Below are 21288 nucleotides of genomic sequence, written 5' to 3'. Positions count from 1 at the left end.
TTCCGGTGAACGGTCCGACTCAGCGGTTCAGCTCCGGGTGCGCGGCAGGCAGCACTTCTTGTACTTGAGTCCCGAACCGCACCAGCACGCCCCGTTGCGCTCCGGTGGCCACGGAAGCTGCGCGGCACGGTTCGCCAGTTCCTCGGCGTACCCGGTTCGGATCTGCTGTTCCGCCGGATCCCCGCCCTGTCGGGTGGCGTAGCCGGTCAGCCCCTCGGTCGAGCCGCGCAGCGGGCCCACACCGATGCGCCCGAGGTTGGCCTGCCGGACCAGTTCCCGCTGGACCCGGGCCCGGTGCTCGTCCCAGTCCCGGCCGTACGCCTCGGTCAGGGTGGGCCAGCGCGACAGCAGGCTGTCGAAGTCGTCCCGTGGCCAGAACAGCCGGGCCTCGGCACCGGGTTCGGCGTTGGCGGCCTGGGCGGCGTTGCTGAACAGCTCGTTCTCCAGCCGGTCCGCCAGGTTGTCGTTCTGGTCGTGCGGCAGGGAGAGTTCGCGCCGGACCCGGTGCCGCTGTTGCAGCAGGAAGAAGAGCACCCCGGAGGCTTCCAGCGCCGTCGGCTCGGCCGGTGCCTCCGGCGCGGCGGCCGGTGCCTCCGTCGGCTCGGCCGGTGCCTCCGGTGTGGTGGCGGCCCGGTCCCGCAGCGCGGTCTCCACCGCCGAGGTCAGCCACTGCTCGGCGAGGTCGGTCCGGCCGCCCGCGTCGAGCGCGGCGCTGAGGTAGGCGGCGGCGTCGGGGTGCTCGCCCAGCAGCGGGCGCAGGGCGGTGAGTTCGGCGAGCGCGTCGTCGGCCCGGCCGAGCCGGTACAGGATCCGCGCGTGCAGGGCCCGGGCGAAGCCCGCGTCGGTGCCGCCGCCGTCCCCGTACGCCTGCACGGCCTGGTCCGCGTACCGCAGCGCGGCGTCGAGTTTCGTCTTGACCTCGGCGATCTCGGCGGCCAGCGTCAGCGCCCGGCCGGCGTCCGCCGGGTCCGCGAGCCGGCCCTGGTCGACCGCCTCGGCCAACTCGGCGGCGATGCCGAGCGGGTTGGCCGCGCCGAGCGCGGACTGCCGGAGTTCGGTGAGATCTGCGCTGGTGAGAACGTCTTTCGTCGGCACTGTTTCACCGTACTGCGGTAGCCCGGCGCAACCCGGTCGGTCGGCTGTTGTGCCCGTCTCACCGGGCATCCCGTTCGGGTCCCGCTGGTTGTTCCGGCCCGCCTGACCGGATCCGGCCATCGTGACCGTCTTCACGAGGGCTCACCCGGCGGCGTAACCTGCCTGAAACGATTCAGGTAGGAGGATGGGTTGAGTCAGCCCAGCGCCGACCAGACCACCGAGACCACCACCGCGCTCTCCCGTCGAGGGTTCCTCACCGCGAGCGGCACTCTCGCGCTCGGTGCCGCCTCCTCCGCCACCGGAATCACGATCGGTGCGCTGGCCGAGGCCGCTCCGGCGCTCGCCACGTCCGCCCGGAAACCGGCGCCGACCGGCCTTCTCACCTCCCTCCTGGACACCCCGCTCGGGATCGTCCCGGACCGGCCACGGCTGAGCTGGATCGTGCCGGCGCTCGGCCGGGCGCCCCGGCAGTACGCGTACCAGGTGCAGGTCGCGCACACCCGCAAGGAGCTGTCGAGCCGAGGCGGCGTGGTCTGGGACAGCGGTCGGGTCAGCTCGGCCGAGTCCACCGCCGTGGCGTACGCCGGGCCACCGCTCGCGCCCGGCTCGCTCTACCACTGGCGGGTCCGTACCTGGGCCAAGCCGGGCCTGGTCTCGAACTGGTCGGAGCCGCAGACCGTGGTCACCGCCGCCGGGGACACCTGGGTCGCGGAGCCGATCTGGGCGCCGGACGGCAGCGTGACACTCTCCGACGGCACGTTCGAGGTCTCGGTCACCATCACCACCGTCGCCGCGAGCCTCTGGTTCCGGGCCCAGGACACCGCCAACAACTACCTCTGGCAACTGCGCGCCGGTACGCCCGGAGTGCTCCGGACCCATGTACAGCGGGGCGGTAGTTACACCGTGCTGGCCGACAAGCCGATCGGCGCAGCCGTACCGGTGGGGACCCCGCTGCGGCTGCGCGTCGAACTCGACGGCCCCACCATCCGGACCTACCTCGGGGACACCCTGGTCGACACCACGGTCGACGGCACGTACGCCGCCGGCAGCATCGGCTTCCGCAACGGCAGCACCGAGTCGCAGCGGTTCGGATCGGCGACCTTCACCGACCCGGCCGGCGCGATGCTGGTGGACGAGGACTTCTCGACCGGGCCGGGGGTGTTCACCGGTGGCACCGTCGCCGGTGGCGACCTGGTCGTCGACCGGGGCCAGTCGGTGCTCGCGACGGTGGGCGAGAGCAACGACTGGGCCCTGCTGCGTACCGAGGTGGTACTGCCGGACAAGCCGATCGCCGGTGCCTTCGTCCAGGCGACCGCGCAGTCACCGGAGCCGACCCGGCAGTACGTCTACAAGCTCTGGCTGGGCGACCGGATCGTGGGCGTGGGGCCGGTCCGGGCGATGGCGGGGGAGGCCCGCTACCAGACCCACGACGTGACGAGCCGGCTGCGCGCGGGGCGCAACGTGCTCGCCGCGCTCTGCTATTCGCCGCAGGAGCGCGGCTTCCTCGCCCAACTCGTCGTCGTGTTCGCCGACGGCACCCGGCAGGTCTTCGGGACCGGCGACGGCTGGCGGGCTCGTCGGGCGGGCGGCTGGCGGCCACCGGCGGGCACCACCGGCGGCGGCTACTACCACGCGCCGCAGGAGTACATCGACGCCCGGCGGGAGCCGGTCGGCTGGACCGGGGCCGGCTTCGACGACCACGACTGGGAGCCGGCGGTGCCCGCCCCGCTCACCCGTCGGCTGGAACCGGCGTGGGTCACGAACATGGCCTACAGCTACCGGCGCCCCACGGCGGTCGAACGCCCCGAGCCCGGTCGGTGGCTCTTCGACCTGGGCCGGGAGGTGGTCGGCGGGATCCGGCTGTCGGTCGTCGGCGTCGCCGGGCAGACCGTGGAGGTCCGGCTCGGCGAGGAACGCACCGAGATTGGCGCCCGGTACAACCTGCGGGCCGGGCAGACGTACCGGGAGATCTGGACGCTGCGGGACGGGCGGCAGCAGCTCGAACACTGGGGTTACCGGGCCTTCCGCTGGGTCGAACTCGTCGCCGACCCGGCGCTGGACCTGACCCACGCCGTCGAGGCGGCGGTGCTGAAGCTCCCCTGGCAGGACGACGACGCCTCCTTCGCCAGCTCGGACCCGGACCTGGACCGGGTCTTCGAGATGTGCCGCTACTCGATCGAGGCCACCCGACAGGACCTCTACCAGGACACGCCGACCCGGGAGCGCGGGCCGTACGAGGGCGACGCCATCATCAACCAGCTCTCCGAGTACGCCACCCAACGCTCGTACGCGCTGGCCCGGTACTCCACGTCGTACCTGGCCCGTCGGCCGACCTGGCCGGCGGAGTACCGGTTGCAGACCGTCATCACCGCCTGGGCGGACTACCTCGCGACCGGTGACCCGTCCAACCTCGCCGCCGACTACGACCTCTTCGTCGACCGGCAGCTCGACGAGGCGCTCAACCCGTCCGGCCTGGTCGAGAAGAACCCGGGAAGTTCGAGCCAGAGCAACGCCGACCTGGTCGACTGGCCGGCGAGCAACCGGGACGGCTACGTCTTCACCCGGGTCAACACGGTGATCAACGCCTGGCAGTACGCGGCGTTCGACGCCCTGTCCCGGATCGCCGGAGTGCTGGACCGCACCGCCGACCAGCAGCGGTACGCCGACCTGGCCGCACGGCTGCGGGCGGCGCTCAACGCCGCGTTGTTCGATCCGGCCACCGGCGCGTACCGCGACGGGGTGGGCACCGACCACCAGGCCCAGCACGCGAGCGCGTTCCCGCTTGCCCTGGGCGTGGCGCAGGAGCAGCACGTCCGGGCGCTGGGGGAGCGGCTCGCCGCCGGGGGCATGCGGGTCAGCGTCTACGGCGCGCAGTTCCTGCTGGAGGCGCTCTACCGGGCGGGCCTCGCCGACGCCGCACACCGGCTGTTGACCAGCCGGGAACAGTTCTCCTGGCTGCACATGATGGACGACCTCGACGCCACCATCGTGATGGAGGCATGGGATCCGTCGATCAAGCCGAACACGACGTTCTCGCACGCCTGGGGTTCGGCGCCGGCCAACATCGTGCCCCGGTTCGTCGCCGGGGTCCGGCCGCTGGCCCCCGGCGCCCGGGAGATGCTGATCGCCCCGCAGCCCGGACCGCTGAGCTGGCTGCGCGCGACGGTGCCGACCGTACGGGGGCCGGTCCGGGTGCACCTCGACCGGCGGCACGGCGGCCATTTGAGCGTCGCCCTACCGCCGAACGTCTCCGGGCGGATCGAACTCGAACTCGCCGCCCTCGGCATCACCGACGTCCGGCGGCTCCGGGTGCGCTCCGAGGGCCGGTCGCCGCACCGGTCCGTCGCGGACGGGCGGCTGGTGCTGACCCGGGTCGAGCCGGGCTCGACGGTGGTCGACTGGCCCGGCCGGCACTGAGCCGTCTGCACCCACCGCCGTCCGAGCCCGACGTCCGACCCCGACCCCGAGCCCGACGTCCGAGCCCGAGCCCGAGCGATCCCGAGCCCGACCGATCCCGAGCCGCAGCAATCGCAGCAATCGCCAGTCGAACCAGCACCGGCAGAAGAGGAGCCACATATGTCACGACGACGAACACCGCCACGCCTCCGGACCGCCCTGCTCGTCACCGCCGTACTCGTGCCGGGGAGTGTGCTCACCGGGGCGCTGCCGGCCGCGGCGACCAAGGGGCACGCGCCGAGGACGCCGACCGCGCTGACGGTCAACGACCGGGTACGTCCACTGAACATCGAGGGGACGCCGCAGTTCGGTTGGCTGCCCCGGGACAACGACCCGGGCGAGGTGCAGACCGCGTACCGGCTGACGGTGTCGGCGGCGGACGGCGACGTGGTCTGGGACTCGGGGAAGGTGTCGTCCCGGCAGCAGTCCTACGTGCCGTACGCCGGGCCCGCCCTGCTACCCGGCGCCGCCTACCGCTGGACGGTCCGGACCTGGGACCGGACCGGCCGGATCTCGCCGGCTGGCACCGGCGGCTTCGAGACCGGTATCTCCGACGCCCAGTGGGAGGGCGCGAACTGGATCCGCCGGGTCACCGGCGACGCCGACGACTACACGCTGGCCCGCAAGGAGGTGCGGATCGGCCGTAGCCGGGTCGTCCGGGCCCGTGCCTACACCGCCGCCGACCACACGTACGAGCTGTACCTGAACGGCCGCCGGGCCGACCGGGGTACGTCGTTCGGCTACCCGGGCGAGGACTACTACCAGGCCGCCGACGTCACCGACCTGGTCAGCGCCGGCAAGCCGCTCGCGCTCGGCGTCCGCTACCACTGGTACGGCAGCGGCCAGGGCCGTCCCGCCGGCACCCCCGGACTGCTGATGAAGCTCGTCGTCGAGCACGCCGACGGTAGCCGGGAGGTGTTCGTCACCGACGGATCGTGGCAGGTCGTCCGGGACGGCTTCTTCCCCAGCGGATCCGCCCGCCGCAACGGCGAGGGCGACCGGATCGAGCGCCAGGACGCCCGCGCCGAGATGGTGGGCTGGACCTCGCCCGGATACGACGCCACCGCCGCCGGTTGGACGCCGGCCACGGTCGTCGGGGCGCACCCGGCACCGGCGTACCCGCACCTGATCGGCCAGGAGACCCGGCTGACCGAGCGGACCGTGAAGCCCGTCGCGCTGACCACCGCCGCCGACGGCACGGTCGTCGCCGACTTCGGCGTGGTCATCCCGGCCCGCCCGGCGGTACGGTTCGACGCCGGAGTCGCCGGCCGAAGCGTGGCGATCCGGGCCGGCTACAACCTGAACCCGACCACCGGCCGGGTCGAGACGTCCACCCTGCTGTCCCAGGGCACCGACATGAGCTTCCCGTACGTCCAGAAGGACGGCCGGCAGGAGTTCCGGGCCTTCACCCACCTCGGCTTCCGCTACCTGGAGATCCCGGGCGCCGAAGAGAGGATCAGCCGCGACGACGTCTCCGCCGTCGTGGTGCACACCGACACCCCGGCCGGTCGGGAGGGGAGCTTCCGCAGTTCGGATCGCACCCTCGACGCCGTCTGGGAGATGCTGAAGCGGTCCGCGATCTACTCCGTGCAGGAGGCGTTCGTCGACACCCCCACCCGGGAGAAGGGGCAGTTCCTCGGCGACGCGGCGGACATCTCGTACGCCACCATGGGCGCCTTCGGGGAGCGGGACGCCACCCAGCAGGCGATCCGGGAGTTCCTGTACTCGGCCAAGCGGTTCTGGAACACCGGAAACGACCTCGGTCGGTACAACGCGGTCTACCCGAACGGCGACGGGAAGCGGGACATCCCCGACTACTCGCTGATGTTCGTGGACTGGGTCTGGCGCTACTACCAGGAGACCGGCGACCGGGCGTTGCTGGCCGAGGCGTACCCGTCGATCCGGGACACCGCAGACTACGTGCTGCGGCACATCCCGGCCGACGGTCCGACCGCCGGCCTGGTGACCCAGCTCTCCGGCGGCAGCGGTGCCTACCAGTACGGCATCGTGGACTGGCCCGAGCCCGGCCGGTTCGGGTACGACATGACCGCGGCGGCCCGGACCACCATCAACGCCCAGGGCGTGGACGTGCTGCGGACCACCGCCCAGATGGCCGAGGCGCTGGACCGACCGGACACCGAGGTGGCGAGCTACTCCACCCGGGCCGGCACACTCGTGGACACGATGAACGCCAAACTGCGCCGGGCCGACGGGGTGTACGTCGACGGGCTCGCCGCGACCGGTGAGCAGAGCGCCCACGCGGGTCAGCACAGCACGTCGTACGCGATCGCGCACGGGGTGGCGCCGGCCGCCGATCGACCGGCGCTGGCCGGGTACCTCGCCTCGCTCGGCATGAAGCAGGGGCCGATGACGGCACACTGGCTGCTCCAGGCGCTCGGCGACGCGGGGCGGCCGGATGCCGTACTCGACCTGCTGACCAACCCGGACGACCTGGGCTGGGCGAACATCCTCGACCAGGGTGGAACCTTCACCTGGGAGGCCTGGACGCTCGACCCCGGCAGCAACTTCAGCCAGTCACACGGCTGGGGCGCACAGGTCGCCGTCGACGTCCAGGAGACGCTGCTCGGGATCCGGACCGCGAGCCCGGGTGCCGCCGAGGTCGACATCGTTCCGCCGGCCACCGGACTGACCCACGCGTCCGGCACCGTGCACACCCAGCGTGGCCCGGTGACCCTGGACTGGCGTCGGATCGGCGCCGGGATGCGGGTCGAACTCGACGTGCCGGTCAACGTCACGGCAAGGGTCGCGCTGCCGGTGGTCGCCGGCAAGTCGTACCGGGCCTCCGGCCCGAGCCGGGCGACGTTCGTCGGCGTCGAGAACGGCCGGGCGATCTTCGAGGTCGGCTCCGGCCGGTCGAGTTTCCAGCCGGCGGGCCGTACGCACTGATCCCGGTGTAGCCCGTCGTGGTCGGTCAGCCCACAACCGTCAGGTTGTGGGCTGACCGCCGTGGGGCACAACCATCAGTGGCTGGTCCGGAAGACGTAGATGGCCAGATTCGTCGGGTAAGGCTGGATAGCCTGGTAATACCGCGTAAGTGAGAGGGACGACGTGACCCGCAGCGTTTCCGGAGGCAGCCTGACCCACGCCGACGGCCTCACCATCAGTCGGATGGGCTACGGCGCCATGCAACTGGCTCGGCGTCAGCCTGGACGCCATCGCGTGGTGAACCTGCGAGTGGGGTCGGCGGTGCAATCCGGGATCCTGGTCGACATCGCCCCACCCGGGATCGCCGTGGGTGCTTCTCGATCGAGTCTCATTGACACCTCGTCCCGGAGAAACTCACGGTGCACCGCCCGGTGGCGCGGGCGGTACTGATGCTCCGGAAGGGCACGCCTCCATCGTCCACCACAGTTGTTCCCGTCTTTCCCTCCGAAGCCCACGTCACCTCCGCGACCCAACCGCAGTCACACGATCTGGTCTGCGCCGTGATGAGAAACGGCTCGGCGTCGGAGAGGGACACCTCGTACGGAAACTTGATGGGGGTGAGCTGCTGCGACGGCACCTCGTCCACCATGCTCTCCGCTCTCTCGGCATCGTATCTGGGGGTGACTACCGGGGGAGTCCGGTCGAGGTCCACCTCGAGCGACCGAAACGCCCCGGGATCCGCGCAATCGGCTGTCAGGACAGTGGCTTGTGGCGGTGGGGTCGATCGCTTGACCACACGGACGTTCAGGCCGGTGATGATCACCTCGGCAGCAGAGCGGCCCTGAACGAAGATCAACACGTGGTGCGGGGCAGCGTTTGCCCCTCCGGCGGCGGGGGTCCAGTCGCGCCAACCCTTAGTCATGTCGATGTTCATCGGCATCGGCGTGTCGAACTCCGCCGGTCCGACCGGGACCACCCACTCGCTACCACACAGGCCGAGCGGTTGGACCGCCACCGTCAGAGGTCCGGGGTCCACCGTGGATGCCGAGACTGTGGGCGCGATCTCGTCGCGGTCGACGGTCCTGGCGATTTCGCGGCCGGCAGCCCCGAACCAGCCCGTCAGGACGCCCGCGAGTGCTGCTGTCAATGCCGCCGCCAGTACGCCGGCCAGCCAGGCTCGGATGGTGCTGGCCCTCTTTTGGCGAGCCGTCGTCGGCGACGGACGAGCGCTACCCGTTCTGGGTCTTCTGGCCACGCCGAGTCCTTCGCGGGGTCGATACCGTCAGGTGGCTAGCTCGGGCAGCTTGTTGCCACTCTTGGCAGTGGCGAGGCGTCGGCCTGAGTGGACAAGGCTGCTTCCCGCCCTCCGTGGAGGCGTCTTAGCCGCTTCATGCGGCGTAGAGCCTGTCAGAAGGCGAGTGCGTGGCGCAACCATCCGATCTGCCCCACGCGAGCCGGCCCCGGCTTGTGTCTCGCCGGTAGCCTGGCGGCGGACATGGCCAGCGTTCGCACCGTGAGGCGGAGGTCGATGTGGCACGGCAGCGGGTCGGGCAGCAGCGACCGGGCGGAAAGCGCGCGCCGTACCGGGGTCCGGGCTGGACGTGGTCGCCGACGCTGGGCGTCGATGTCGGCGGTGTGATCGTCGCTCTGAGTGGCCGGGACGAGGACACCTCCTTCTTCGGCAGCCGGCCGTTGGAGACGCCGGCGGTGGCGGGGGTCTTCGACGCGCTCGCCACGCTGACCGTCGAGCCGTTCGCCGGGCGGGTCCACCTGGTCTCCAAGGCCGGTCCGAAGGTCGCCGCCAACACCCGTGCCTGGCTGTTCCACCACGACTTCTTCGACCGCACCGGGATACCCGCCGCCCACCTGCACTTCGTTCGGGAACGCCGGGACAAGGCGCCGGTGTGCCAGCGGCTCGGCATCACCCACTTCGTCGACGACCGCCTCGACGTACTGGCCTACCTAGACACGGTCGAACACCGTTACCTGTTCCTGGGCGGGACCGACGAACAGGTCCAGGACGGGAGCCTTCCCGACTGGGCGACCACGACCGACACCTGGGCGGGACTCGCAGCCCTGCTGGCGGAGTCGGTCCCCACCCAGGCCGGGAACCGGCCGTGATGCTCGCTCCGCCGGCTAGTGATCGCTCCGCCGGCTACCAGCGCAGCGGAAGGGTGGCGACGAAGTCGCCCAGTCGGTCCGCGATGAGCTGATGGTCGCGCAGTGACGGGTGCCAGTGGCAGCCGCCGTAGTCCAGACCCGAATTCTCGTAGTACCAGTAGCGGATCCGGCTGTCGCCCGCGTCGTTGCGCTCCTGGACGATCTGCTGGGCGAGTTCCGCGAAAGTCGTGGTGTTGGACATGTAGGTGGCGCTGACCACGATGACCGTGCGGGCGCCGTACCGCGCGCGGAGCTTGTCGAGGAAGTCCCGGTAGGCGGCGCGGTAGGCGGCGATCAACGTGTCCGGGGTCCACTGCTCCCCCGGGTTGATCGCGGTCGAGAAGTCGTTGATTCCCAGACCCACCACGACGAGTTGCGGCCGCCAGGTACCCGGGTTCCTCCAGACGTCGCCCTCGACGTTCAACAGAGCCCGGTCGTAGTACGTGCGATAGCTGGTTCCGGGTTCGCCACCGTTGTAGTTGCGGACCATTCCCCGGCCGGAGAAGGCGTTGACCTGGTAGTCGGCGTTCAGCCGCCGCGCCGCGAGCGCGCCGAAGCCGAGGTCGGCGTTGGTGGTCCGGTTGACCTCGTCGGAGGTGCAGTCCCGCGAGGCGGACAGGTTCCCGTAGCCGGCGGTGTAGGAGTCGCCGATGAACTCGATCTGCCGGTGCCGCGCCGGTGGCCTGGAGAGGATCGCGCCGCCCGGTGCGGCGACGAAGCCGCCGAACGTACCCGTCGCCCACGGGCTCTCGGTGCGCTTGACGAGTCGGACCCGGTGCACCCCGTTCGGCAGACCGTTGATCCAGTGCGTGGTCCGACCCGGGGTCACCAGCGTGGCGACGGTCGTACCGTCGATCGCGACGTCGTAGTCGTTGTCGGCGTCGTCGAGGACGATCCCGACCCCGGTGCCTCGGAAGCGACCCTCGAAGTAGACGCCGGGCCAGCTGTACCGCACCGCGCCCTTGTCGACGTCGACCCGACCGGCGGTGTGCGCCTTGGCCAGGACGCCCGGAGCCGGCTTCTGCGCGGCCGGCACCGAACGGACCAGCGTGGCCCCGTCGGCGGCTCCGGGCAACAGCGCGGCGGCCATCAGCCCGGCGGTCAGGGCGGCGGTGACGCGTATGGGTCGCACGGTTCTTCCTTTCCGTCGCCGGCGAGGCCGACCGCGGGCATTCGACGTCGGGTACCGAGATGAGCCGACCCGGAGGATGTTACAGACATCGATGGATCGGGGCGACGTGTCGCGGGCCGGCTCGGTCCTGCGCGGTGCGTCAGCCGTGCCGGAAGGTGCTGCGGTACGCCCGTGGGGCGACGCCGCTGATCCGCTTGAACTGGGTCCGGAAGTTCGTCGGTGACGTGAAGCCGACCTGGTGCGCGATGCGGTCGATGCCGTGGTCGGTCGTTTCGAGGAGTTCCTGGGCCCGGCGGACCCGTACGGCGTTGAGCCATTGCCCGGGTGTCTGGCCGGTCTCCTCGTGGAACCGGCGGTTGAGGGTGCGGATGCTCATCGCCGCGCGGCTGGCCATGTCGTCGAGGCTGAGATCGCGGTGCGCGTTCTCCTCGATCCACTCGAGGATGTGCCCGAGAGCCGTGGCGGCCCGACCGGGGGTGTTCCGCCGGATGAACTGCGCCTGCCCGCCGTCGCGGAACAGCGGCGCCACGCTCAGCCGGGCGGCGTCGGCGGCGACCGCAGCCCCGTAGTCCCGGTGGACCAGGTGCAGACACATGTCGACTCCGGCCGTGGCCCCGGCGGAGGTGACGAACTGGCCGATGTCGACGTAGAGGACGTCGGGATCGAGTTCGACGGTCGGGAAGGCGATGCGGAACTGGTCGGCCGCGGTCCAGTGGGTGGTGGCCCGCCTGCCGTCCAGAAGTCCCGTCGCGGCGAGGGTGAAGGCACCGACGCAGATGGAGACTATGCGAGTCCCGGCGGCCGAGGCGTCGCGAAGCGCGTCGAGAACGGCCTCGGGGATCGGGGCCGACGGGTCGTTGCGGCCGGGAACCACGATCGTGTCGGCCTGCGCCAGTTCGTCGAGGCCGTGGTCGGTGGCGAGCCGAAGCGGTCCGGCGGCGACGACGGGCTCGGTCGCGCAGATCAGCACCCGGTAGCCGGGCCGGTCTCCCGGCAATCGCACCCGGCCGAACACTTCGACAGGGGTGCTCAGGTCGAAGGCGATGGTGTCCGGCATGGCGAGGACGGCCACGGTGTGCACGGCAAAATCCTAGTGTCAGGCGACATCGGCGGCGTCGGGCGTCAGGTGCGGATGCCGGACAGCGTGCCTGTTCAGCAGGTCTGGCAAGATTCAGCCGAACGCTGGCAATCACGCCACTGGAGCTGTCGACTCGGCTTGGAGAGCATGGACGGGTGCGGTCCCGCACCGAACCGTCCAGCTTGAGGAGCCTTGATGTACGCCCAGATCGTCCTGTTCGACGGCTTCGACCCGTTGGACGTCATAGCGCCGTTCGAGGTGCTCGCGGCCGGCAGCGACGCGGTCGGTGGTGAGCTGATCGTGGAGCTCGTCTCCGCCGAAGGACCTCGCGCGGTGCTGAGCGGCACGCGTGGGCTGGTACTGAACGCGACCGCCCGCCTCGACCCGACCAGGCCCGGCTACGTCCTGGTCCCGGGTGTCAGCGGACCGACCGTCGGCGACCCCGACGAGGGGGTCGAGACGATTCCGGTGCTGCTTGCCCGCTTCGGCGACACCGAGGCGGTTCCACTTCTCCGGCAGGCCCTGTTGAACCCGGACGTGACGGTGGCGACGGTGTGCGGGGGCGCCCTGGCCCTGGCCATGGCCGGACTTCTCGAGGAACGTCATGCCGTGACCCACGTCCAGGGCATGGACATGCTCGCGGCGACCGGTGTGTACGCCGTACCGGCCCGCGTCGTCGACGACGGCGACCTCGTCAGCGCCGGGGGAGTGACCTCCGGCCTGGACCTCGGACTCCACATCCTCGACCGCGAGTACGGACCGAGGATCGCGCACGCCGTCGAAACCCTCTTCCAGTACGAGCGTCGGGGCACCGTGTGGCGGAACAGCGGACGCGAACCGGTCGCGGTCTGAGTCGCCCGATGACGCCATCCATCCGCGACCACAGGCAGCACTGCCGGAAGGACAACTCCGTGAACTCCATCGTCGGCACCTGGGACCTGAGACTGAAGACGCCGATCGGCTCGCTCGCCGCCGTCTACACCTTCACCGACACCGCCGGAGCCATCACCGGAACCGCCGAGGGCAGCGGCGAGACCGTGCCGCTCTCCGACATCGCCTTGGCGGAGACCGCCGACGGACTGCACGTCACCTGGCGACAGTCCGTGACCAGGCCGCTGCGCCTGAACCTGGACTTCGACGTCACCGTCCTCGGCGACACCCTGGCGGGGCGGTCCCGCGCCGGCAGGCTGCCGGCCAGCAGCGTCACCGGCACCCGGAGGAACGGCTGACCGCCCCGCCGTCGAGGTCCTCCGGTCACCCGGGCCCGCAGCCCGGCCGAGATCGCGGGGCCGCGCGGGACGCGCCACACCGGCACACTGGACGAGGACCGACTCCGGTGGCCGGCCTCGCGTGGCCGTCTCGCCGTGGCGTCAACCGCACCAGGGGAGGTATCGACGGTGAATCTGCCCCGGCGTCGTACCGCGACGGTGGTGCTGGCGGTCGCGCTCGTGATCGCCGGCCAATGGTTCGGCCGGGTACCCGCGTCCGGTCAGCCGGCCGGCACACCCGCTCCGGCCAGCGCACCCGTTCCGGTGATCTACGACAGCGACATGGACTTCGACGACGCGTCGACGCTTGCCCTGCTGTGCGAGGAACACAAGCTGGGGCGGATCGAGCTGCGCGCGGTCACGGTGGCCAACAACGGGTTCGGCGAGCCGCGTCGCGCGTTGACGCACGCGCGCAGCGTGCTGGCCCAATGCGGCCTGCCTCAGGTGCCGATCGCCGACGGTGCGACCGGCGCGGGGGCGCACCCGGCGCCGCCGGAACTGGTCACCACGATCGAGACCGTGCTGACCGGTGCCCTGGGCGACGCCGACCATCCGACGCCACCCTCGCGGTGGACGGCCGCGCAGCTCATCGCGCTGACCGCCAGGACGGCGCCGCGGAACGTGGTCGTCCTCGCCACCGGGCCGCTGACCAACGTGGCCGATGCCCTGGCCTCGGGCCGGGTGCGGGAGCGGATCGCGCGGATCCACGTGATGGGCGGCGCGCTGGCCGTTCCGGGCAACCTGTACGGCTCCGCCCTGCCCGGGTTCGACAACTCGCAAGAGTTCAACATGTGGATGGATCCGGCGTCGGCACAGCGGACGCTGGTTCGGGCGCGTCCCGGCAGCGTACGCCTGGTGCCGCTCGACGCCACCCGGTTCGTCCCGATCACGCCGGCCTTCGTGTCCCGGCTCGGGGCCGACCAGAACGCCCCGGGTGCGCGGATCGCGTACCGGATCGCCAGCCAGCCGGACCTGGCGGCGCTGATCGAACTCGGAATCATGTACTGGTGGGACGCGCTCGCGGCGGTGTCGCTCGTGCACGACGGCGTCGTCACCGCAAGCCGTACGGTGCCGGTCTCGATCGTCCAGAACGGAGCACAGGCCGGGCGTACGGTGACCACCCGGCCCGGCGTGCCGGTGCGGGCCGCGTTCGAGGCGGACCGGGCGATGTTCGAGGAGGTCTTCCTCGACTCGCTCAACGGGCGGCGATGAGCCGCCGCCGGCCGGGGTGACCCGACCCGGAGTCGGCGGAGTGTCCCTCGGACCGGAAAGGGGAGACCAGCGGGTGCGCGTGCTGACCTGGAACCTGTGGTGGCGGTTCGGCCCGTGGGAGCAGCGGCGGCACGCGATCCTGGCCGTGCTGCGCGACCTGCGCCCCGATGTCGTCGGCTTGCAGGAGGTGTGGGCCCGGGGCGGGGAGAATCTCGCGGAGTGGCTCGCGGAGGAACTCGACATGCACTCGGCCTGGGCCGCATCGACGGCACCGGAGAAGTGGCAGCGGCGCATCGGGGATTCCGCCGTCGACATCGGTAACGCGGTGCTCAGCCGGTGGCCGATCGTGGACCGCGACGTGCTGCGGCTGCCGGCGGCCGAGGGGCAGCCGGACGGGCGCCTGGCGCTGTACGCGCTGGTCGACGCGCCCGCTCACCGGGTGCCGTTCGTCACCACCCACCTGACGTCGGCGGTGCATGCCTCGGCGATCCGCTGCGAGCAGGTCGTGGCCCTCGCCAGATTCGTCGCGGCCCACCGGGCGGTCAGCGACTTTCCGCCGGTTCTCACCGGTGACTTCAACGCCTGGCCGGACTCCGACGAGATGCGGCTGGTCGGCGGTTACAAGACCGCCCCCGTCGTCCCGGGCCAGGTGCTCGTCGACGCCTGGGAGTATGCCGACCCGGCCGCTCCCTCGGCGACCTGGAACGCCGCGAACCCCTACACGGCGGCGACGTTCGAACCGAGCGCCCGGGTCGACTACATCTACGTCGGGTTGCCCGGACCGGGCGGCCTCGGCCACGTCACCTCCGTACGGCGGGTCGGCGACGCCCCGGTCGACGGGGTGTGGCCGTCCGACCACGCCGCCGTTCTCGCGGATCTCAGGGTCGTTCCGGGCCCGGATCCGGGGCGTTGAGGACTCGCCCGGCGGAGTGCGGCGACGGTGTGCGGCGACGGTGGGCTCAGGTGGAGGGGGATTGGAAGCCGGCACGGTCCAGCGCGTGGCGGATCACGGTGGCCGGATCGCCGAGGTGGTAGACGCGTTCGCTGGGTTCGATGTTGTCGAGGAACTCCTGGTACCGCACGGCGTAGGCGAGCTGCGCGAGCGGTTCGGCGATCCGCAGCGCCTCGGCTGGACGTGACCGGGGCGCCGCGGCGGTCCAGGCCGTGATCCAGGCGTTGGCCGCCGTGCGGCGCCGGTCCGCCGGCAGGTAGTCGATCGCCCGCAGCCCGTCGAGCACCGGGTTGCCCAGGTGCGCGTCGGCGAGGTCGAGGATCACCGGGGGGCCGTCGGAGCGGCGCCAGTTGCCGGGGTGGAAGTCTCCGTGTACGACGGTGTCGGGCAGACCGCAGTCGACCAGCGTCTCCCACCGGGATTGCAGGCTCCGGGCGGCACGGAGTTCCTCGGGGCTCAGTTCGGCGCCGACCGGGCCGTCGAGCAGGTCGTCGACGGCGGCGGCCAGGATCTCCGGGCGTCGGTCCGGGATGCCGGGCGGTGGAGTGTCGATCCGAGCCTGTGCGGTGGACAGGCGCCGCACGGCTTCCGCCACGACCTCCGGGGACGCGTCCCAGCAGTCCGTACCGGGGATGTCGGCGAGCAGCAGGCGACCGGGCGCGCTGGCCAGCACGGTCGGCACCAGGTCCGGGTCGACCTCGGCGAGAGCGGCGATCGCGAGCGGCTCGGCGGCGGCGAAGGGTGGGATGGCCTTGAGCCAGACCGGGCCGTCGGCGGTCGGCAACCGGAACAGCCCGGCCAGGTTCCAGGTCTTGCGCTGTTCGGGCCGTCCGGTGAGGTTGACGTGCCGGGACGCCCACCGGAGGAGTTCCCGGATGCCCGAGGCCCGCGCCCAGGGCAGCCGGAGCGGGTGGTCGTCCTCGGTGAAATCGCAGGCGGTCCGGTTCCCGGGTGGTCGGAGTGCCGCCACGTGGTACGTGACGTGTCCGTCGCGCGCCCCGTCGGATCCCTCCACGCTGAGCAGCCGCAGGACGACGACCGGCACGCCCAGCGTTCCCTCCAGGTGCGCCACGACCGGCTCGACCTCGGCCCACCACGGGACGTCGACCGGGAACGGCCCGACCACGCCGACGCAGTCGCCGTCGTACGTCACCAGCGCGGTCACAGTCCGTCCCATCTGGCCAGTGTGCCGACCCGGCCCCGGAAACCCGACCGAATATCGGACCACCCGGTTCGGGTGTTCCGAGGGGGTGCTGACCGGATGTGGCCACCGCCAGCCATTGAACAGGAAGCGTGTCGATGGACAGGATCTGTCCAAGAAGTCATTGAGACGTTTCATCTGCCGCGAAGTGGGGAGTCGGCGCATGAAGGTCACCTGGATGCCCCGGTCGGGACTGTCGGCCGTACTCGCGCTGCTCCTCGTCGTACCGGGGATGACGGTCGCCGGACCGGCCCCGGCCGCCGCGGCACCGCCGAGTCCCGAGTTGACGGTGGCGGACCTGACCACCGAACGGGCGACGGACCCGATCGGACTGGACGTCGAACGTCCCCGGCTCGGCTGGACGATCAGCTCCGCCCGGCGCGGCGTACTGCAACAGTCCTACCAGGTACGGGTGGCCAGCAGCCCGGCCCGGCTCGGCGACGCCGACGTCTGGGACAGCGGCCGGGTCAGTTCCCGGAACAGCACCCTCGTCCCGTACGCCGGTCCGGCGCTGGCGCCGCGCACCCGGTACGCCTGGCAAGTGCGGGTCTGGGACACCACGGGTCGAGCCTCCGGATGGAGTGCCCCCGCCTTCTGGGAAACCGGGGTCAAGGGACCCGACGGGTGGCAGGCCGACTGGATCGGGCTGGCCCCACCGACCGAGTCCTGGGCCGACTACACCGTCACGGCCACCGTGGCGGTGGAGCGGGACGCGGCCGGGATCTTCTTCCGGGCGAGCGGTCCGGGCAACGCCTACATGTGGCAGTTCTCCGTCACCGGCGGCACCGCGAAGCTGCGCCCGCACCTGCGCGTCGACGGAGCCTGGACGGTGCTCAAGGAGGTACCGCTGGCTGCCGTCGTACCGGCGGACAAGCTGACCGCCCCACACAGCCTACGGATCAGCGCGGTCGGTGACACCTTCACCACCTGGGTCGACGGCGTCCAGGTGGACGTCACCCGGAACGCCACGCACCGGGCCGGTTCGGTGGGCCTGCGGGCCGCCAACCCGGAGTCCGCCGTCTACTCCGACTTCTCCGTGACCAGCGGCGACCAGACCCTCTACGCCGCCCCGCTCACCGACGGCGAGAACCCGTTCAGCGCCGGTACGCCGGTCCCGGCCGGCCTGCGGGTCAGCGGCAACACCGAGGCGATGCTCGCGGCGCTGGACGCCAACCCGCTGCTGCGGCGGGGTTTCCGGGTCGACGGGAAGGTCTCCCGGGCCCGGGTCTACGCCAGCGCGCTCGGCGTCTACGAACTCGCGCTGAACGGCCAGCGGGTCGGCGACCACGAACTGGCGCCCGGCTGGACCGACTACGCCAAGCGGGTGCAGTACCAGACGTACGACGTGACCGGCCAGCTCCGCCAGGGCGACAACGCGTTCGCGGCGATGGTCGGCGACGGCTGGTACTCCGGCAGCATCGCGTGGTTCGGGACCGACTTCTACGGCCCACGGCCGCTGCTGAGCGCGCAGCTCGTCGTCGACTACGCCGACGGCCGGACCGAGACGGTCCGCACCGACGGTTCCTGGCGGGCCACCCCGGGACCGTTCCTCCAGACCGACCTGATCCACGGCGAGACCTACGACGCACGCCGGCTGCCGGCCGGCTGGGACCGACCCGGCTTCGACGACTCCGGCTGGACGGCGGCGACCGTCGGCGGGGACGGCGGCGCCACCGCCAGGCTGGTGGCCCAGGTCGACCCGCCGGTCCGGGTGACGCAGGAACTGCCGGCCAGGGCGCTGACCCAGCCGACCCCGGGCACCTGGATCTTCGACCTGGGTCAGAACATGGTGGGCAAGGTGCGGCTCAAGGTCGACGGCGCGGCCGGTTCGACGGTACGGATCCGGCACGCCGAGGTGCTCAACCCGGACGGCACCGCCTACACCGCGAACCTGCGTACGGCCAGGGCGACCGACCACTACCGGCTGAAGGGCGGCGGTCCCGAGGTCTACGAGCCGACCTTCACCTTCCACGGCTTCCGGTACGTCGAGCTGACCGGCTTCCCCGGCACCCCCGACCTGGCCACCGTCACCGGCCTGGTGATGCATACCGACGGCGAGCTGAGCGGCGAGTTCTCCACCAGCAATCCGATGGTGAACCAGTTGCACAGCAACATCACCTGGGGGCAGCGCGGCAACTTCCTCTCCATCCCGACCGACACCCCGGCCCGGGACGAGCGGCTCGGCTGGACCGGTGACATCAACGTCTTCGCCGAGACGGCGACGTTCAATATGGACAGCCTGACGTTCCTGACCAAGTGGTTGGCGGACCTGCGGGACGCGCAGTCGGCGAACGGGGCGTACCCGGACGTGGCGCCGAGGGCCTGCTGCGGCGACGGCGCGACCGGCTGGGCCGACGCGGGGATCACCGTGCCGCACACGCTCTGGCAGCGCTACGGCGACACCCGGGTCGTCGCGGAGCACTACGACTCGATGGTGCGCTACGCCGGCTGGCTGGAGAGCACGAGTTCCGGCCACCGGCGGACCAACGCCGGTCCCTACCTCGACTGGCTGAACCTCGACGACCCCACCCCGGCCGGGGTGATCGGCACCGCCTACTACGCGCACAGCATCCGGCTGCTGGGGGAGATGGCCGGCGCGATCGGCAGGTCCGCCGACGCCGCCCGGTACGCGGCGCTGTCGAAGCAGATCGCCGACGCGTTCGTCGAGGCGTACGTCGCGGCCGACGGCACCGTGCAGGGCGACAGCCAGACCGGGTACGTCCTCGCGATCGGCATGGACCTGCTGCCCGACGCGCTCCGGGCCAGGGCCGCCGACCGGCTGGTAGCCAACCTGGAGCGGCACGACTGGCACCTGGCCACCGGCTTCCTCGGCACCCCCGGCCTGCTGCCGGCGCTCAGCGACACCGGACACCTCGACGTGGCGTACCGGCTGCTCCTGAACGACACCTACCCGTCCTGGGGCTACGAGATCGCCAAGGGTGCCACCACGATCTGGGAACGGTGGAACTCGATCATGCCGGACGGCAGCTTCGGCGACGTGTCGATGAACTCCTTCAACCACTACGCCTACGGCGCCGTCGGGGACTGGATGTACCGCACGGTGGCGGGGATCCAGCCCGACGCCGCGAATCCCGGGTACGCCCACCTGACGATCGCGCCAGAGCCGGGCGGGAACCTGACGTCGGCGAAGGCGTCGTACCGGTCGGTGCACGGCACCGTCGGCACCGACTGGCGCCTCGACGACCAGGGCGAACTCCGGCTGTCGGTCACCGTGCCCGGCAACACCACGGCGACCGTCCGGATCCCCGCGCCCAGCCGGCACGCGGTCACCGAGGGCGGCCGCCCGGCGGAGAAGGCCGACGGCGTGCGGCTGCGCCGGCTCGACGACGGGGTGGCGGTCTTCGAGATCGGCTCCGGCAGCTACTCCTTCGCCGTCGACCGGGTGCTCGGCGACCTGGGCGAGGCCGGCGACGCGGTCGCGGCGGCGTCGGCGCTGGCGAACGAGGTCGCCGGGGACCTGAGTTGGCCGCTCGCGATCTACCTGCGGGTCCGGCTCGCCCAGTTGACCGCCCGGCTGGCGGCCGCCCGGCTGGCGTACGGGGCCGGGGACGAGCGGGCCACCGCGGCGGCGGTGCACCGGACCCTAGGCACCGCCGCCGACCTCGACCGGTGGCTGCGTACCCAGGCCGGGGCGGGGCGGATCCCGGCCGCCACCGCCGAGCGGTTCGGTGTCGTGCTGACCCGGCTCGACCAGCGGCTCTCCGCCGCCTCCTCGGCACTGGTCGGCGCCGTGGTACGCCTCGAACTGCCGGTCGGCGAGGCGCTCCCCGGTGACCCGGTCCGGGCGAGCGTGGTGCTGACCAACGGTGGCGGCAGCACCTTGACCGGCCTGGACTCCACCTTGCGCGCGCCCGCCGGCTGGACGGTGCGGCCGGTCGGGAGCCGTCCCGGCAGCGTGGCGCCGGGGAAGTCGGTGCGGCACGAGTACGACCTGCGGGTTCCGGCCGGGCAGGTGCCGGAGACGGTTCCGGTGACCGGGTCGGCGAGCTACCGCTACCGGTCCGGTACCGCGACGATGCCGCTGGCGGGATCGCTGATCGTGGCTCCTGCGGTAACCATCGCCACGACGACCGTCGAGCCGGCCTCGGTCGAGCCCGGCGGCACGGCGACGGTCCGTACCCTGCTGCGCAATCGTTCCACGGCACGGGTGACCGGGCAGGTGGCGAGCACCGCACCGGACGGCTGGCGGGTGGACCCCGCCGTACGGGCCTACGACCTGGCTCCGGGCGCGCAGGTCACCCTCGACACCGTGGTCACCGCGCCACTGTCGACCACCGAGGGCGCGGCCGGGATCACCGTCGCCACCGGGCCCACCGAGGCCGAACGCCGCACCGTCGAGGTGCCGGTACGGTTCGGCAACCCGCCCGCGACGGTGCTCGACCACGTCGACCTCGGCGCGGCGGCGTCGGAGGCGGCGCACGGCCTCGTCGCGTCGCAGTACTCCGGCACCAACACCGAGGCCGGGCTGACCCGCCGTTACACCAACGTCAGCTACCCCGGCGGGTACTTCGAGTTCGACCTCGCCGTCACGCCGGGACGGCCGTTCGTGCTCCGGGCCGTCGAGACGTACGACAGCGCGCAGTTGAAGGACTACGACATCCTGGTCGACGGCGTTCCGGCGCACGTCCGGGCGTACCGGCGGGCCGCCGGCGGGCTCGGCACGGTGAGCTACCAGTTCGTGGTCGACCTGCCGGAGACGACCGGGGACGGCGTGGTCAGGGTGCGGTTCCAGGACACCGGCGAGGGCTACGACCCCTCCATCGCCGACGTCTGGTCGATGCCGGTTCCGGAGCGGCCCGCCGAGCGGTGACCCGGCGCCGGTCCGGG

At 71.9% G+C, this 21288-nt stretch carries 13 protein-coding genes; 8 read left to right on the top strand and 5 right to left on the bottom strand.

What is annotated here, in order from left to right; all coding sequences use genetic code 11:
- Positions 1-27: 27 nt before the first annotated feature.
- A complete protein-coding gene (locus ACFP2T_RS37975) occupies positions 28-1095 on the bottom strand; it encodes an SEC-C metal-binding domain-containing protein (RefSeq protein ID WP_377430841.1) in 1068 nt (355 codons plus the stop codon).
- Between the two features lie 189 nt (positions 1096-1284).
- Between ACFP2T_RS37975 and ACFP2T_RS37970 the strand changes: the two genes are divergently transcribed.
- Positions 1285-4512 carry a family 78 glycoside hydrolase catalytic domain gene (locus ACFP2T_RS37970; protein ID WP_377430838.1) on the top strand — a complete coding sequence of 1076 codons (3228 nt, stop codon included), beginning with the start codon at positions 1285-1287 and terminating at the stop codon, positions 4510-4512.
- A 159-nt stretch (positions 4513-4671) separates the two neighbouring features.
- On the top strand, positions 4672-7458 hold the full coding sequence (locus ACFP2T_RS37965) for a family 78 glycoside hydrolase catalytic domain (protein ID WP_377430835.1): 2787 nt from the start codon (positions 4672-4674) through the stop codon (positions 7456-7458).
- 367 nt (positions 7459-7825) lie between these two features.
- Here ACFP2T_RS37965 and ACFP2T_RS37960 read toward each other — a convergent pair whose 3' ends face one another.
- Positions 7826-8692 (bottom strand): hypothetical protein, encoded by an 867-nt coding sequence (locus ACFP2T_RS37960; protein ID WP_377430832.1) that lies wholly within the window; start codon positions 8690-8692, stop codon positions 7826-7828.
- 275 nt (positions 8693-8967) lie between these two features.
- Here ACFP2T_RS37960 and ACFP2T_RS37955 point away from each other — a divergent pair, with 275 nt between their 5' ends.
- The gene (locus ACFP2T_RS37955; RefSeq protein ID WP_377430829.1) at positions 8968-9558 is read left to right on the top strand and encodes a hypothetical protein; all 591 of its coding nucleotides are present in this window, start codon (positions 8968-8970) and stop codon (positions 9556-9558) included.
- Positions 9559-9592: 34 nt separating this feature from the next.
- On the opposite strand, the gene ACFP2T_RS37950 is transcribed toward ACFP2T_RS37955, so the two are convergent.
- Positions 9593-10729: an SGNH/GDSL hydrolase family protein gene (locus ACFP2T_RS37950; protein WP_377430826.1), complete on the bottom strand. Its 1137-nt coding sequence runs from the start codon at positions 10727-10729 to the stop codon at positions 9593-9595.
- Between the two features lie 139 nt (positions 10730-10868).
- Positions 10869-11810: a GlxA family transcriptional regulator gene (locus ACFP2T_RS37945; RefSeq protein WP_377430823.1), complete on the bottom strand. Its 942-nt coding sequence runs from the start codon at positions 11808-11810 to the stop codon at positions 10869-10871.
- A gap of 192 nt (positions 11811-12002) precedes the next feature.
- Here ACFP2T_RS37945 and ACFP2T_RS37940 point away from each other — a divergent pair, with 192 nt between their 5' ends.
- The 4 genes from ACFP2T_RS37940 to ACFP2T_RS37925 all read left to right on the top strand — a co-directional run bounded on the left by ACFP2T_RS37940 (position 12003) and on the right by ACFP2T_RS37925 (position 15200).
- On the top strand, positions 12003-12659 hold the full coding sequence (locus ACFP2T_RS37940) for a DJ-1/PfpI family protein (RefSeq protein WP_377430820.1): 657 nt from the start codon (positions 12003-12005) through the stop codon (positions 12657-12659).
- Positions 12660-12718: 59 nt separating this feature from the next.
- A complete protein-coding gene (locus tag ACFP2T_RS37935; protein WP_377430818.1) occupies positions 12719-13036 on the top strand; it encodes a hypothetical protein in 318 nt (105 codons plus the stop codon).
- Between the two features lie 168 nt (positions 13037-13204).
- A complete protein-coding gene (locus tag ACFP2T_RS37930; RefSeq protein ID WP_377430815.1) occupies positions 13205-14287 on the top strand; it encodes a nucleoside hydrolase in 1083 nt (360 codons plus the stop codon).
- 73 nt (positions 14288-14360) lie between these two features.
- Complete coding sequence (locus tag ACFP2T_RS37925) at positions 14361-15200, top strand: endonuclease/exonuclease/phosphatase family protein (RefSeq protein WP_377430812.1); 840 nt, start codon at positions 14361-14363, stop codon at positions 15198-15200.
- Between the two features lie 46 nt (positions 15201-15246).
- On the opposite strand, the gene ACFP2T_RS37920 is transcribed toward ACFP2T_RS37925, so the two are convergent.
- A complete protein-coding gene (locus ACFP2T_RS37920) occupies positions 15247-16416 on the bottom strand; it encodes an aminoglycoside phosphotransferase family protein (RefSeq protein WP_377430810.1) in 1170 nt (389 codons plus the stop codon).
- Positions 16417-16603: 187 nt separating this feature from the next.
- Between ACFP2T_RS37920 and ACFP2T_RS37915 the strand changes: the two genes are divergently transcribed.
- Positions 16604-21271, top strand: a complete 4668-nt coding sequence (locus ACFP2T_RS37915) for a family 78 glycoside hydrolase catalytic domain (RefSeq protein ID WP_377430807.1) — start codon at positions 16604-16606, stop codon at positions 21269-21271.
- Positions 21272-21288: the final 17 nt, after the last annotated feature.

The organism is Plantactinospora solaniradicis (assembly GCF_042658085.1).
Lineage (GTDB): Bacteria > Actinomycetota > Actinomycetes > Mycobacteriales > Micromonosporaceae > Plantactinospora > Plantactinospora solaniradicis.
This window is presented reverse-complemented; position numbering and strand designations above follow the sequence as displayed.

Excerpts from the sequence above, each read along its gene's own strand:
- ACFP2T_RS37965 (WP_377430835.1), top strand. The coding sequence starts at position 4,672 with ATGTCACGACGACGAACACCGCCACGCCTCCGGACCGCCCTGCTCGTC.
- ACFP2T_RS37940 (WP_377430820.1), top strand. The coding sequence starts at position 12,003 with ATGTACGCCCAGATCGTCCTGTTCGACGGCTTCGACCCGTTGGACGTC.
- ACFP2T_RS37920 (WP_377430810.1), bottom strand. The coding sequence starts at position 16,416 with ATGGGACGGACTGTGACCGCGCTGGTGACGTACGACGGCGACTGCGTC.
- ACFP2T_RS37915 (WP_377430807.1), top strand. The coding sequence starts at position 16,604 with ATGAAGGTCACCTGGATGCCCCGGTCGGGACTGTCGGCCGTACTCGCG.